Source organism: Enterobacter cloacae complex sp. 394F7 (assembly GCF_057320385.1).
Genome location: NZ_JBXWCS010000008.1, coordinates 13,071 through 27,942, shown reverse-complemented (window position 1 = coordinate 27,942; position 14,872 = coordinate 13,071). Strand labels below are relative to the sequence as shown.

Sequence of the window (14,872 nt, the reverse complement as noted above, 5' to 3'; positions counted from 1 at the left end):
ACCACGCTAAAAGCCATAAGTTATAACTGTGGATATCGGTTTTATCATTCAGTGACACGCGCCGCAATGTCTAAAACTTATGACCGGTGAAATGTGCCCCTCGTCACACAATACAATCTGCCGCCTCGCTGTCACAAAACCGACAAAATGGCTGTCAGACAAGGCGTTTGGCCCGGCTAACCTTCGACCATTCCGGATTTGTACAGCGGGGACACAATTGATGATCGCCCACGTGCATGGCAACGACATGGCTACATCTTACACAGGCATATTCGCCGGATTCCGGTACCGTTTTAAACCGCTCGACCAACATATCCGGCAGAATACAGAGGCCTGGCTTAACCTCGTCGTCAGGATAGTAATACACGCTGATTTGCCCATTCGTTTCCATTATCGCCAGACGCACTTGCCCAAGCTGCTCCACGCTGTTCAGACGCAGCTCCATGAAAAACTCAAATTCGGTCATATTGGCGCTTTGGACATTTTTCCAGGCCAGCTGTCCGTTCTCAACGATAACGACGGGTTTTCCTTCAAGCATGTCTTCCAGCTTTTCACTTTTCGACATCAGCCACATGACCAGCCGGTAAAGCAACGCCAGCGTGACGAAGACTATAAACACCGGCACCATTGGCACATCATCGTAAAAAGCGACATCCCCCGCCGCTGAACCCAGCGTCAGAATGATCAGCACCTCAAACAGCGACATCTGCCGTACGCCACGCCGACCGGTGATTTTAAGAAACAGGAAGACCAGGACGAAGGTATACAGACTACGCAGCGCCACTTCGCCTAAAAATTCGGGTGGGACTTTATCAAACGCCATCCTTTGCAGATCGAATGCTTTCATTTTTTTTATGCCTTAACAGTCAGTTACTGACAGTAAGCATAGCCCAGTCTTTTATTTTCGCCGGAGATAGCACCCGTCACGCAAAACCCGTATCATTGCGCGCTTTACGTACGATAAAAGTGAACGCCATGACTCAAACGTTTATCCCCGGCAAAGACGCCGCCCTGGAAGATTCCATCGCTCGCTTCCAGCAGAAACTGACCGACCTGGGCTTTAATATCGAAGAAGCCTCCTGGCTTAATCCAGTGCCTCACGTCTGGTCCGTGCATATTCGCGATAAAGACTGTGCACTGTGCTTTACCAACGGTAAAGGCGCGACGAAAAAAGCGGCGCTGGCTTCTGCGCTGGGTGAGTATTTTGAACGTCTGTCGACCAACTACTTCTTCGCCGATTTCTGGCTGGGTGAAACCATCGCTAACGGCCCGTTCGTTCACTATCCCAATGAAAAATGGTTTCCGCTGACCGAAGACGATGAACTGCCGGAAGGCATTCTGGATGCGCGTCTGCGTGCGTTCTACGATCCAGAAAATGAACTGACCGCCAGCATGCTGATCGATCTGCAGTCGGGTAATGAAGAGCGTGGGATCTGCGCCCTGCCGTTCACCCGTCAGTCTGATGAACAGACCGTGTACATCCCGATGAACATTGTCGGTAACCTGTATGTGTCTAACGGCATGTCCGCCGGTAACACCCGCAATGAAGCGCGTGTGCAGGGGCTGTCAGAAGTGTTTGAGCGCCACATTAAAAACCGCATCATTGCTGAATCCATCAGTCTGCCTGAAATTCCGGCCGACGTGCTGGCGCGCTATCCGGGCGTGGTGGAATCCATCGCTAAGCTGGAGGCAGAAGGCTTCCCTATCTTTGCGTATGATGGCTCGCTGGGCGGTAAATATCCGGTTATCTGCGTTGTGCTGTTTAACCCGACGAACGGCACCTGCTTCGCCTCCTTCGGCGCGCATCCTGACTTCGGCGTGGCGCTGGAGCGTACCGTCACCGAGTTGCTGCAGGGCCGTAGCCTGAAAGATCTCGATGTATTTACTCCACCAACCTTTGACGACGAAGAAGTGGCCGAGCATACCAACCTCGAAACCCACTTCATCGACTCCAGCGGTTTGATCTCCTGGGATATGTTCAAGCAGGACGCAGACTATCCATTCGTCGACTGGAGCTTTGCTGGTACGACCGAAGAAGAGTTCGCTACCCTGATGGCCATCTTCAACGCGGAAGATAAAGAAGTCTACATTGCTGACTACGAACATCTGGGTGTTTACGCCTGCCGTATTCTGGTGCCGGGCATGTCCGATATCTATCCGGCTGAAGATCTGTGGCTGGCGAACAACAGCATGGGTGCGCACCTGCGTGAAACGCTGCTGGCCCTGCCGGGCAGCGAGTGGGAAAAAGAGGATTATCTGAACCTGATCGCCCAGCTGGACGACGAAGGCCATGATGACTTCACGCGCGTACGTGAACTGCTGGGTCTGGCTACCGGTAAAGACAACGGCTGGTATACCCTGCGCATCGGCGAGCTGAAAGCGATGCTGGCGCTGGCTGGCGGCGATCTGGATCAGGCCCTGGCCTGGACCGAGTGGACCATGGAATTCAACCAGTCAGTGTTCTCTGCCGAGCGCACCAACTACTACCGCTGCCTGCAAACCCTCCTGCTTCTTGCGCAGGAAGAGGATCGTGAGCCACTGCAGTACCTGAATGCCTTCGTGCGCATGTACGGTGCCGAGGCGGTAGAAGCCGCCAGCGCGGCCCTGAGCGGCGAAGCGCCATTCTACGGACTGCAGGCGGTAGACAGCGATCTGAAAGCCTTCCCTGCGCATCAGTCGCTGTTGAAGGCCTATGAAAAACTGCAGAAAGCAAAAGCCGCTTATTGGTCAAAATAAGCGCATATAACATTATCAGCAGTAGGCGTATTTAATCGTCTGGGCTATATTACGGGGCAATTTCATTGCCCCGTTTTTTATTTTTTTCGGCAATGAACGTTGAATGTAATAATAAAGTTAAATATGGGTAAATATAATAATATTTACCTGGGCTTTACTGTTACTTTTTATGGCAAATACTCCATATTAATTAACTGTTTCAGAGGTGGCCGACCGAAAAAATTCAACTCTTTTCATAACTTTTAAAATTTATTTTTATACGGATAATCAAAAACTTACACCGCATTTGTCGTAAAACCATACACACTGCGGACCTATAAGCCAGGCGAGATATGATCTATATCAATTTCTCTTCTATAATGCTTTGTTAGTATCTCGTCGCCGACTTAATAAAGAGAGAGTTAGTGTGAAAGCTGACAACCCTTTTGATCTTTTACTCCCTGCTGCGATGGCCAAAGTGGCCGAAGAAGCAGGTGTCTATAAAGCAACGAAACACCCGATGAAGACGTTCTATCTGGCGATCACGGCCGGTGTGTTCATCTCTATCGCGTTCGTCTTCTACATCACTGCCACCACCGGTACTGCCGCGATGCCTTACGGCATGGCCAAACTGATTGGCGGCATTTGCTTCTCACTGGGTCTGATTCTGTGCGTTATCTGCGGCGCCGACCTCTTCACCTCAACGGTGCTGATTGTCGTAGCAAAAGCCAGCGGAAGAATTACCTGGGGTCAACTGGCGCGCAACTGGCTTAACGTCTATGTTGGTAACCTGATTGGCTGTCTGCTCTTTGTTTTGTTGATGTGGCTCTCTGGCGAGTATATGACCGCCAACGGTGGCTGGGGACTGAACGTCCTGCAGACCGCGGACCACAAAATGCACCACACATTTATCGAAGCGGTTGCACTTGGCATCCTCGCGAACCTGATGGTCTGTCTGGCGGTATGGATGAGTTACTCCGGCCGTAGCCTGATGGACAAAGCCATGATTATGGTTCTGCCGGTTGCGATGTTTGTTGCCAGCGGCTTCGAGCACAGTATCGCGAACATGTTTATGATCCCAATGGGTATTGTAATCCGCAACTTTGCGAGCCCGGAGTTCTGGACTGCAGTTGGTTCAACCCCGGAAAGTTTCTCTCACCTGACTATTATGAATTTCATTACTGATAACCTGATCCCTGTCACTATCGGGAACATTATCGGTGGGGGTCTGTTAGTTGGGTTGACATACTGGGTCATTTACCTGCGTGGCGACGATCATCATTGATGGTTATCTCAGGCAGTAAATAAAAAATCCACTTAAGAAGGTAGGTGTTACATGTCCGAGCTTAATGAAAAGTTAGCCACAGCCTGGGAAGGTTTTGCAAAAGGTGACTGGCAGAATGAAGTAAACGTACGTGACTTCATTCAGAAAAACTATACCCCGTATGAAGGTGACGAATCCTTCCTGGCTGGCGCAACTGAAGCGACCACCAAGCTGTGGGACAGCGTAATGGAAGGCGTAAAACTGGAAAACCGCACTCACGCGCCAGTTGATTTTGACACCTCCGTTGCTTCCACCATCACTTCTCACGATGCTGGTTACATCAACAAAGCCCTTGAGAAAATCGTTGGTCTGCAGACTGAAGCACCACTGAAACGTGCGATCATCCCGTTCGGTGGTATCAAAATGGTTGAAGGTTCCTGCAAAGCGTACAACCGCGAGCTGGACCCAATGCTGAAAAAAATCTTCACCGAATACCGTAAAACCCACAACCAGGGTGTATTCGATGTTTACACCAAAGACATTCTGAACTGCCGTAAATCCGGTGTTCTGACTGGTCTGCCAGATGCCTATGGCCGTGGCCGTATCATCGGTGACTACCGTCGCGTTGCGCTGTACGGTATCGACTTCCTGATGAAAGACAAATACGCGCAGTTCGTTTCCCTGCAGTCCGATCTGGAAAACGGCGTAAACCTGGAAGCGACTATCCGTCTGCGTGAAGAGATCGCTGAACAGCACCGTGCGCTGGGTCAGATCAAAGAGATGGCTGCTAAATATGGCTGCGATATCTCTGGTCCTGCAACTAACGCTCAGGAAGCTATCCAGTGGACCTACTTCGGCTACCTGGCCGCAGTTAAGTCTCAGAACGGTGCAGCAATGTCCTTCGGTCGTGTATCCACCTTCCTGGATGCGTACATCGAACGTGACCTGAAAGCAGGTAAAATCACCGAGCAAGACGCTCAGGAAATGATTGACCACCTGGTCATGAAACTGCGTATGGTTCGCTTCCTGCGTACCCCAGAGTATGATGAACTGTTCTCTGGTGACCCAATCTGGGCAACCGAATCTATCGGTGGTATGGGCGTAGATGGCCGTACTCTGGTCACCAAAAACAGCTTCCGCTTCCTGAACACCCTGTACACCATGGGTCCTTCTCCGGAGCCAAACATCACCGTTCTGTGGTCTGAAAAACTGCCTCTGAACTTCAAGAAATTCGCCGCTAAAGTGTCCATCGACACCTCTTCTCTGCAGTATGAGAACGATGACCTGATGCGTCCGGACTTCAACAACGACGACTACGCTATCGCATGCTGCGTAAGCCCAATGGTTGTTGGTAAACAAATGCAGTTCTTCGGTGCGCGTGCAAACCTGGCGAAAACCATGCTGTACGCTATCAACGGCGGCGTTGATGAAAAACTGAAAATGCAGGTTGGTCCTAAGTCTGAACCAATCAAAGGCGATGTGCTGAACTATGACGAAGTCATGGATCGCATGGATCACTTCATGGACTGGCTGGCGAAACAGTACGTTACTGCACTGAACGTTATCCACTACATGCACGACAAGTACAGCTACGAAGCCTCTCTGATGGCGCTGCATGACCGTGACGTTATCCGTACCATGGCGTGTGGTATCGCAGGTCTGTCCGTTGCTGCTGACTCCCTGTCTGCTATCAAATATGCGAAAGTTAAACCAATTCGTGACGAAGACGGTCTGGCTATCGACTTCGAAATCGAAGGCGAATATCCGCAGTTTGGTAACAACGACGCTCGCGTTGATGACATGGCGGTTGACCTGGTTGAACGTTTCATGAAGAAAATTCAGAAACTGACTACTTACCGTAACGCTATCCCGACTCAGTCTGTTCTGACCATCACCTCTAACGTTGTGTATGGTAAGAAAACCGGTAACACCCCAGACGGTCGTCGTGCTGGCGCGCCATTTGGCCCAGGTGCTAACCCAATGCATGGTCGTGACCAGAAAGGTGCGGTTGCCTCTCTGACTTCCGTTGCAAAACTGCCGTTTGCTTACGCGAAAGATGGTATCTCTTACACCTTCTCTATCGTGCCAAACGCGCTGGGTAAAGACGACGAAGTGCGTAAAACCAACCTCGCGGGTCTGATGGATGGTTACTTCCACCACGAAGCGTCCATCGAAGGTGGTCAGCACCTGAACGTGAACGTCATGAACCGTGAAATGCTGCTCGACGCGATGGAACACCCTGAGAAATATCCTCAGCTGACCATCCGTGTATCTGGCTACGCAGTACGCTTTAACTCCCTGACTAAAGAACAGCAGCAGGACGTTATCACCCGTACTTTCACTCAGTCCATGTAACTGGAATTGACTGAAATCACGCGTTAAAAAGCGTACAATAAAGGCTCCACGTCAGTGGGGCCTTTTTCTTCCCCACCCCAGTCTCTTTTGGCCGCTATCTATACTGAATGGATAACAGCCAAAACAGACTCGACATAGCCTTTGAGCTGTGCATCAACACAGGCCCCGGGATGGGCCAAATTCGGAGATATCACCGCAATGTCAATTATTGGTCGCATTCACTCCTTTGAATCCTGTGGCACTGTTGATGGCCCGGGCATCCGTTTTATCACCTTTTTCCAGGGCTGCCTGATGCGCTGCCTGTACTGCCACAACCGTGACACATGGGATACGCACGGCGGCAAAGAAGTGACCGTTGAAGATCTGATGAAAGAGGTGGTGACTTACCGCCACTTTATGAACGCGTCCGGCGGGGGCGTCACCGCATCCGGTGGTGAAGCCATTCTTCAGGCGGAATTTGTGCGCGACTGGTTCCGCGCCTGCCACAAAGAAGGCATACACACCTGCCTCGACACGAACGGGTTTGTGCGACGCTACGATCCGGTCATCGATGAATTGCTTGAAGTCACCGACCTGGTCATGCTCGATCTCAAACAGATGAATGATGAGATCCACCAGAACCTGGTTGGCGTATCCAACCACCGTACGCTGGAGTTCGCCAAATATATTTCAGCCAAGGGCATCAAAACCTGGATCCGCTATGTCGTGGTTCCAGGCTGGTCTGATGATGATGATTCCGCACATCGCCTGGGCGAATTTACCCGCGATATGGGCAACGTCGAGAAAATTGAGCTTCTGCCCTACCATGAGCTGGGTAAACATAAATGGGTGGCGATGGGTGAAGAATATAAGCTTGATGGCGTTAAACCGCCGAAGAAAGAGACGATGGAGCGCGTGAAAGGTATTCTGGAACAATACGGACACAAGGTCATGTATTAAAGAAGAGGCCCGGTGAGAACCGGGCCTTTTTGTATTTTATTTAAAGACACCATTAATAATGGAAGTCACAATCGCAGTACTCAGCGCAACCAGGACCAGATCGTCACCGACCACGCGCCATTCATAGCCAGGATAGTTAGGGAGCTGGCCCAGCATGGAGGCTGGCACGGTTTTCTTCGCAATACCTGGAGGCAGTGGTTTGCCGCGTGCGAGGTTTTTAGCGATGCCCGGAGGCAGCGATTCATACCCCGTTAATCCATAGTTCACTGCCAGATGGCGAGCATGATCGAAGCTCACGCGAGCATCGACATCATCGCTGACGCTTTTATTCGATTTACCCGGGTTGTCCAGACCACTTTTTTTATTGCCATGGGTATCGGACTTACCGTTGCCATGATTGCCGGAATTCCCGTTGCCGTGATTACCGCCATTACCTTGTCCGCCACTGTTACCGTGACCACCACCGCCATTCCCGTTTCCAGGGTTAGCCATGACCGGTGCTGTAGCAAACGTTAAAGACAACACTACTGCCAGTGCGGTAGTGGTTAAACGACGTGTAGCCATGATTGCTGCCTTTTAGTGTTAGAACTCACCTGAATTATCGCCTGGCGTGATAAACAAACAATGCGTAAAATTCTTATATGTGATGGGGACAAAAAAGCCAGTCAACGACTGGCTTTTAATTCATCAGGCATGCGCCACTGGCGTGGGATGTTCGCCCGCTTTGCGCAGCAGCATTAAGAGATAAATAAACGACACGCTGGCAATCATGATAAACAGCAAATTGTCGGAATAATTCTGCATCAGCATCGCGGTGAATGTCGGCCCCAGCAAACTGCCAATGGTATAGCTTAATAACAGCGCCTGGTTCATCGCCACCAGCTGGTGATGTTCAACTTTTTCACAGGCCCAGGCCATCGCGACCGGATAAAGTGTGAAACCTGCCGCCCCCAGAATAAACAGCGCTGGCGCCATCGCGGCATTGCTGAGCATGGCAAGGCAACCCATGATCACCACGAAGACCTGAACGCGCAACACCAGCAGACGCCCAAAACGGTCTGCCAGACGGCCAATCGGCCACTGTCCGACGATGCCCGCGCTGACCATTACCGCCATCCAGAAGCCGATCCCGGAATCACTGACGCCCTGATGGTTCAGGTAGAGCGGCATCAGACCATAAAGCGACCCCAGAACAATCCCGGAGATGATGCAGCCGTTCACGCCCAGACGCGCCTGTCGCAGTCTCAGCATCGGCCAGACGTGGGTCGCTTCCTGATGCTCACTGTTCTGATTCACAATGCGTGTAAAGAGCAGCGGCAGGATCGCCGCCAGGACCATACCCGTTACCCACGGCAGAACGCTCATCAGGTCGGTCGGCAGTTTGCTGACCATTAATTGCCCAAGCACGGTTCCGACGTAATAGACCATCATATACGCTGCCAGCAGACGTCCCCGGTTGCGCGAGGTACCGCTGCACATCAGCGCACTTTCCACCACAACCCAAATCATCGCGCAGCCTACGCCAGCGATAAAGCGCCAGATCATCCAGCTCCAGAAGCCGACCATCAGGCCCAGCCCGGCACATCCGGCAGCGAAAATCAGCGAGGCCAGATAATAGCTACGGTTAAAGCCAACGCGTTTAATCAGGCTCCCCGTCATCAGGGTGCCCAGCAGGTTCCCCGTGAAAAAGGACGAGCTGACCATACCCACCTGCCAGGTTGGTAAGTTTTCATGGGCAAGCCATAGCGGGACGAGCGTATTCAACACTGCGATCGCCAGGGTCAACAAAAGCAGGCCACAGAGCAACAGGAGCACTGGCCGGGTATAGATGGTCATGGATTAAAAACCGTGAGGAAGTTCAGATTTCGTGCGCATCATGCCACTGGCAAAAACAAAGTCAATCCACCGATTCAGGCGTCACGCACGATATGTGCCATGTCGATTTAAAAAACTCATCCTGCTAATGCAAAGTCTGCTACTGATATTAATTATCTGGTTGTTTTTATTTATTTCAGGGGATTTTTAATACCAAACATCAGTCGAAAAATTTCATGATGGAAAAAAGAAAAGCCGGGCGCTATGTCCCGGCTTTTTATAACGAAAAATCAAATCAGCTGGCGATAGCCATGCCTACCGTCATATGCAGGCCGTAAAACACACCGCGACCGATCAACTCTCCTGCCAGCACCAGCACAAAGGCCACTGACAGTAACGGCAGTGCAGGCTGATAACCTTTAAGCTGAGGGGCGATCCAGCACACCAGCGCAACAGCCAGCAACACCACACGCCAGGCCATCAGAGAACCGTACTCTGGCACCAGGGCTGAGGCCTGCTGAATGGAGCTGTGAATGGTTGCCAGCTCAGCGCCCTGCATCAGCGCAACCATCGTGCTCACCACCAGCGCCAACAGCGAAACGGCAGGGAGCAGACGCATCGCCCAGCCGTCCACACCCGCCACGCGCAGCAGCAGGTAGCCCAGCAGCGGCCCGCCGATAAACATCGTCAGGAAGAAACTCATTGGCGTCCAGACGCTATACCAGGTGGGAACGGTATCGATGGTGTTATAAACCCGCACCATCATCCACACGAAGACCACGCCCAGCACCATTGTCACGATCAGCCACACGTTGCGCAGCCCCGCAGGAAGCTTTTTCAGGGCTGCCAGCAGCCAACCCAGCCCACCGACGGCAAAGAAGATCGCCCCGCTGGCAATTTCGTTACTCAGTGAGGATGCCCCCACGCGATTGAGAGAGTTGAACGCGCGCATTGGCGAGCCGAGGTGCAGCGTAGAGGCAATAAAACCGATCCCCATCAACACCCACAGACCAAACATACTCAGCACCACGCGCTGCTGCTGTTCAGCTTTCAAATCGCCTTTCAGTAACGCCAGCGCGAGCACAATAAAGCCACCCGCCACGCACTGCCCAAAGACCGTGAAGATCATCAGCGGCCATTCATGCCATCCACTTCCCATCTCACACCTCCTTCGGGTTTGCCAGATAGCCGGTGGTATCTCCCGTCGGGCGGCTGTTGGCGTTAGGTTTAATCACAATGCTCGGCTTGGTGAAGTGCGCGGACGGCAGTGGCGCGACGGCCGCAAGCTGGCCGTGTTTTTTACGCAGCTCGTCAATCGGGCCGAAGTCCAGCGCCCGCAGCGGACAGGACTCCACGCAAATCGGCTTTTTGCCCTCTGCGACGCGGTCGTGGCAGCCGTCGCACTTGGTCATGTGGCCTTTGGCGGCGTTGTACTGCGGCGCACCGTACGGACAGGCCATATGGCAGTAGCGGCAGCCAATGCAGACATCCTCATCCACCACCACAAACCCGTCGTCACGCTTGTGCATCGCCCCGCTCGGGCACACTTTGGTGCAGGCCGGATCTTGACAGTGGTTACAGGCAATCGACAGGTAATAGGCAAAGACGTTCTGATGCCAGACGCCGTTATCCTCCTGCCAGTCGCCGCCCGCGTATTCGTAGATCCGGCGGAAGCTGACGTCCGGGGTCAGGTCTTTGTAATCCTTGCAGGCCAGCTCGCAGGTTTTGCACCCGGTGCAACGGCTGGAATCAATAAAAAATCCATACTGGGTTGTCATCGGTTACTCCTTACACCTTCTCAACCTGAACAAGGTTTGTGTGGGACGGGTTACCTTTCGCCAGCGGCGACGGGCGTTGCGTGGTCAGTACGTTAATACTGCCAGCCTGGTCGATGCGGTTTGCATCCGGGCTGTACCACGCGCCTTCCCCCAGTGCGACAACGCCAGGCATCATGCGGGGCGTCACTTTGGCTTCAATATGCACCTCGCCGCGACCGTTAAAGATACGCACGCGATCGCCATTACTGATGCCTCGCGCTTTCGCATCCATCGGGTTAATCCACATCTCCTGGCGGCAGGCGGCTTTCAGCACATCAACGTTGCCGTAGGTGGAGTGAACGCGCGCTTTGTAGTGGAATCCGGTCAGTTGCAGCGGGAATTTTGCGGTCAGCGGATCGTTATAGTTTTCAAACCCGGGCGTGTAGATCGGCAGGGGATCGATAACATCCCCTTCCGGCAATTCCCAGGTTGCGGCAATGTTTGCCAGCTCTTCGGAGTAAATCTCGATTTTGCCCGATGGCGTGGTCAGCGGATTCGCCTGCGGATCGTCGCGGAAGGCTTTGTACGCCACGTGGTGCCCTTGCGGATCGCGCTGTTTATAGATGCCCTGCTTGCGGAAGGTATCGAAATCCGGCAGGTCAGGGATCGCTTTACGGGAAAGTTCATGCAGATGACGCATCCACTCTTCCTGAGTGCGGCCTTCTGTGAATTGTTGTTCGACGCCAAGACGTTTCGCCAGCTCAGAGGTCATCTCATAGATGGTTTTGCACTCGAAACGCGGTTTGATGGCCCGGTCGGTGAAGATCACGTAGGACATGTTGCCGCAGGAGGCATCCAGCGCGAAATCCATCTGCTCCGAGGCGGTGCAATCCGGCAGCAGAATATCCGCATATTTCGCCGATGAGGTCATATGGCAGTCGATCACCACAATCATCTCGCACTTCTTGTCATCCTGCAGGATTTCGTGGGTGCGGTTGATCTCCGAGTGCTGGTTAATAAGGCAGTTACCCGCGTAGTTCCAGATCATCTTGATCGGCACATCCAGCTTGTCTTTGCCCCGTACGCCATCGCGCAGGGCGGTCATCTCCGGCCCGCGCTCAATGGCGTCGGTCCACATAAACATGGAGATACTTGTCTGAACCGGGTTTTCCAGGGTTGGCATCCGTTCAAACGGCAGCGAATAGGAACCTTCGCGCGCGCCACTATTCCCACCATTAATACCCACGTTACCGGTCAGAATGGAGAGCATCGAAATAGCACGAGTGGCGATTTCGCCATTCGCATGACGCTGTGGCCCCCAGCCCTGGCTGATATAGGCCGGTTTCGCTGAACCGATTTCACGCGCCAGCTGGACAATACGTTCCGCCGGTATCCCGGTGATTTTTGATGCCCACTCCGGGGTCTTCGCCACGCCGTCACTGCCCTGACCCAGAATATACGCCTTGTAATGCCCGTTGGCAGGGGCACTGGCGGGCAGGGTTTTCTCGTCATATCCGACGCAGTATTTATCGAGGAATGGCTGATCGACAAGGTCCTCGGTGATCATGACCCACGCCAGCGCACTGACCAGCGCCGCATCGGTGCCCGGGCGAATAGGGATCCACTCATCTTCCCGGCCTGCACCCGTATCGGTATAACGCGGATCGATGATGATCATCCGGGCGTTAGATTTGGCGCGAGCCTGCTCAAGGTAATAGGTTACCCCACCGCCGCTCATGCGCGTTTCACCAGGATTGTTACCGAAAAGCACCACCAGCTTACTGTTTTCGATATCGGACGGGCTGTTACCATCTGCCCAGCCACCGTAGGTGTAGTTCAGACCGGCAGCAATCTGTGCAGAAGAGTAGTCACCGTAGTGATTGAGATAACCGCCGCAGCAGTTCATCAAGCGCGCCACCAGCGTTTTGCCCGGTGGCCAGGAGCGGGTCAGCGTTCCCCCGAGCGTTCCGGTGCCATAGTTCAGGTAGATGGATTCGTTACCGTACTCTTTTATCAGACGCTGCATATTGCTGGCGATGATATCGTAAGCTTCATCCCAGCTGATGCGCTCGAACTTCCCTTCCCCGCGCTTACCGACGCGTTTCATCGGGTACTTCAGACGGTCCGGGTTATAAACCCGGCGGCGCATTGAGCGGCCACGCAGACAGGCGCGAACCTGATGCAAGCCGTCGTAGTTATCGTCACCGGTATTGTCGGTTTCGACGTATTTGATCTCGCCATCCACCACATGCATACGTAATGGACAACGGCTACCACAGTTTACGGTACAGGCGCTCCACACCACGTTTTCCGGGGCCGTAGCCGGGGAAAACGCATCCGCCGCCGACGCCAGTCGGGTAAAAGGGAGAGTGAAGGCACTGCTGGCAACGGCGAGACCGCCAATAGCCGTGGTTTTCATCAACCCACGGCGAGTGACCTCGGCAGCCATTAACGCTTCAGGCGCTTTGATTTTCATAAAGACTCACTTTGGTTGCTCACAAAGAATAAGGGGCGGAATTAACCGCGATATAGTTTTATATATAACGAGCTAATGCGTTATGCGTGTTTTATGCTGGCTTTCATTCGCAGGAGTATTACTACTTTAGAGGGAGGGGGTATTGCGTCGTATCAAACCGAGGGTATAAAAAAAGCGCCAAAAGGCGCTTTTTTGTTGTAAGGCAAAGAATTAGCCGATGTACTGCTGGCCTTTCATGTATGGGCGCAGCACTTCAGGGATCTCAATACGTCCGTCTGCCTGCTGATAGTTTTCCAGCACGGCAACCAGCGTACGGCCAACAGCCAGACCTGAGCCGTTCAGGGTATGCACCAGACGGGTTTTCTTGTCGGACTTGCTGCGGCAGCGTGCCTGCATACGACGCGCCTGGAAATCCCAGACGTTAGAGCAGGAGGAGATTTCACGGTAGGTGTTCTGCGCAGGTACCCACACTTCCAGATCGAAGGTTTTGCAGGCGCCAAAGCCCATATCACCGGTGCACAGCGCCATACGACGGTACGGCAGGCCGAGCAGCTCCAGCACTTTCTCCGCGTGGCCGGTCATCTCTTCCAGCGCGTCCATGGACTCTTCCGGACGAACGATCTGTACCATCTCAACTTTATCGAACTGGTGCATACGGATCAGACCACGCGTGTCACGGCCGTAAGAACCCGCTTCAGAGCGGAAGCACGGAGAGTGCGCCGTCAATTTGATTGGCAGGTCGTCTTCGTCGATGATCTCATCACGCACGAGGTTGGTCAGCGGCACTTCCGCAGTTGGGATCAGCGCGTAGTTGCTGCTGTCGGCTTCCTCGTCCAGCGGACGGGTATGGAACAGATCGCCGGCAAATTTCGGCAGTTGTCCGGTACCGTACAGAGTATCGTGGTTAACCAGATACGGAACGTAGGTTTCGCTGTAACCGTGCTGCTCAGTGTGCAGATCCAGCATGAACTGTGCCAGCGCACGGTGCAGATGAGCAATCTGACCTTTCATCACCACGAAGCGAGAACCGGTCAGCTTCACGGCTGCCGCAAAGTCCAGGCCCGCGTGCATTTCGCCCAGAGTAACGTGATCGCGAACCTCGAAGTCGAACTCACGAGGCGTACCCCAGCGTTTCACTTCAACGTTGTCGTTTTCGTCTTTACCGACAGGAACGCTGTCGTCAGGAATGTTCGGGATAGCCAGGGCGATATCACGGATTTCGGCCTGAAGAACGTCCAGCTCAGCTTTCGCCTGGTCCAGCTCTTCACCCAGTTTGTTCACTTCCAGGCGTAATGGCTCAATGTCTTCCCCGCGCGCTTTCGCCTGGCCGATGGACTTCGATCGAGAGTTACGCTCTGCCTGCAGATTTTCAGTTTGTACCTGCAGAACTTTACGACGCTCTTCAAGAGCGCGCAGCTTATCTACATCCAGCTTAAAGCCCCGGCGTGCCAGTTTTTCAGCGACTGCGTCTGGCTCATTACGCAGCAGATTGGGATCGAGCATGCTTATCCTGTGCTTATCGAATTAAAATAGGAAAATGTGGCCACAGCC

The 14,872-nt window shown here is 53.2% G+C and carries 11 protein-coding genes; 4 read left to right on the top strand and 7 right to left on the bottom strand.

Going from position 1 to position 14,872, the window contains the following annotated elements:
• Positions 1 to 154 precede the first annotated feature (154 nt).
• Positions 155 to 847, bottom strand: a complete 693-nt coding sequence (locus tag AC2FAK_RS13015; protein ID WP_058682859.1) for a DUF421 domain-containing protein — start codon at positions 845 to 847, stop codon at positions 155 to 157.
• A gap of 128 nt (positions 848 to 975) precedes the next feature.
• On the opposite strand from AC2FAK_RS13015, the gene ycaO reads away from it, so the two are divergent.
• The 4 genes from ycaO (at position 976) to pflA (ending at position 7,273) form a co-directional block, all read left to right on the top strand.
• Entirely contained in the window at positions 976 to 2,736 is a 1,761-nt protein-coding gene (ycaO, locus tag AC2FAK_RS13010; RefSeq protein WP_038981416.1) for a 30S ribosomal protein S12 methylthiotransferase accessory factor YcaO, read from the top strand.
• Positions 2,737 to 3,142: 406 nt separating this feature from the next.
• The gene (gene focA, locus AC2FAK_RS13005) at positions 3,143 to 4,000 is read left to right on the top strand and encodes a formate transporter FocA (protein WP_013097310.1); all 858 of its coding nucleotides are present in this window, start codon (positions 3,143 to 3,145) and stop codon (positions 3,998 to 4,000) included.
• Between the two features lie 51 nt (positions 4,001 to 4,051).
• Positions 4,052 to 6,334 (top strand): formate C-acetyltransferase, encoded by a 2,283-nt coding sequence (gene pflB / locus AC2FAK_RS13000; protein WP_013097311.1) that lies wholly within the window; start codon positions 4,052 to 4,054, stop codon positions 6,332 to 6,334.
• A gap of 198 nt (positions 6,335 to 6,532) precedes the next feature.
• The gene (pflA, locus tag AC2FAK_RS12995; protein ID WP_014831281.1) at positions 6,533 to 7,273 is read left to right on the top strand and encodes a pyruvate formate lyase 1-activating protein; all 741 of its coding nucleotides are present in this window, start codon (positions 6,533 to 6,535) and stop codon (positions 7,271 to 7,273) included.
• A 36-nt stretch (positions 7,274 to 7,309) separates the two neighbouring features.
• On the opposite strand, the gene AC2FAK_RS12990 is transcribed toward pflA, so the two are convergent.
• From AC2FAK_RS12990 to serS, 6 genes are all read right to left on the bottom strand, one after another.
• Entirely contained in the window at positions 7,310 to 7,837 is a 528-nt protein-coding gene (locus AC2FAK_RS12990; protein WP_095455490.1) for an anti-virulence regulator CigR family protein, read from the bottom strand.
• Positions 7,838 to 7,960: 123 nt separating this feature from the next.
• Positions 7,961 to 9,109, bottom strand: coding sequence for an MFS transporter (locus AC2FAK_RS12985; RefSeq protein WP_013097314.1), 1,149 nt, complete (start codon positions 9,107 to 9,109; stop codon positions 7,961 to 7,963).
• A gap of 274 nt (positions 9,110 to 9,383) precedes the next feature.
• On the bottom strand, positions 9,384 to 10,247 hold the full coding sequence (locus tag AC2FAK_RS12980) for a dimethyl sulfoxide reductase anchor subunit family protein (protein WP_058651188.1): 864 nt from the start codon (positions 10,245 to 10,247) through the stop codon (positions 9,384 to 9,386).
• 1 nt (position 10,248) lies between these two features.
• Complete coding sequence (dmsB, locus tag AC2FAK_RS12975; RefSeq protein WP_095455489.1) at positions 10,249 to 10,866, bottom strand: dimethylsulfoxide reductase iron-sulfur subunit DmsB; 618 nt, start codon at positions 10,864 to 10,866, stop codon at positions 10,249 to 10,251.
• Positions 10,867 to 10,876: 10 nt separating this feature from the next.
• Entirely contained in the window at positions 10,877 to 13,321 is a 2,445-nt protein-coding gene (gene dmsA / locus AC2FAK_RS12970; protein ID WP_095455488.1) for a dimethylsulfoxide reductase subunit A, read from the bottom strand.
• A 210-nt stretch (positions 13,322 to 13,531) separates the two neighbouring features.
• On the bottom strand, positions 13,532 to 14,824 hold the full coding sequence (serS, locus tag AC2FAK_RS12965) for a serine--tRNA ligase (protein ID WP_008499983.1): 1,293 nt from the start codon (positions 14,822 to 14,824) through the stop codon (positions 13,532 to 13,534).
• Positions 14,825 to 14,872 lie beyond the last annotated feature (48 nt).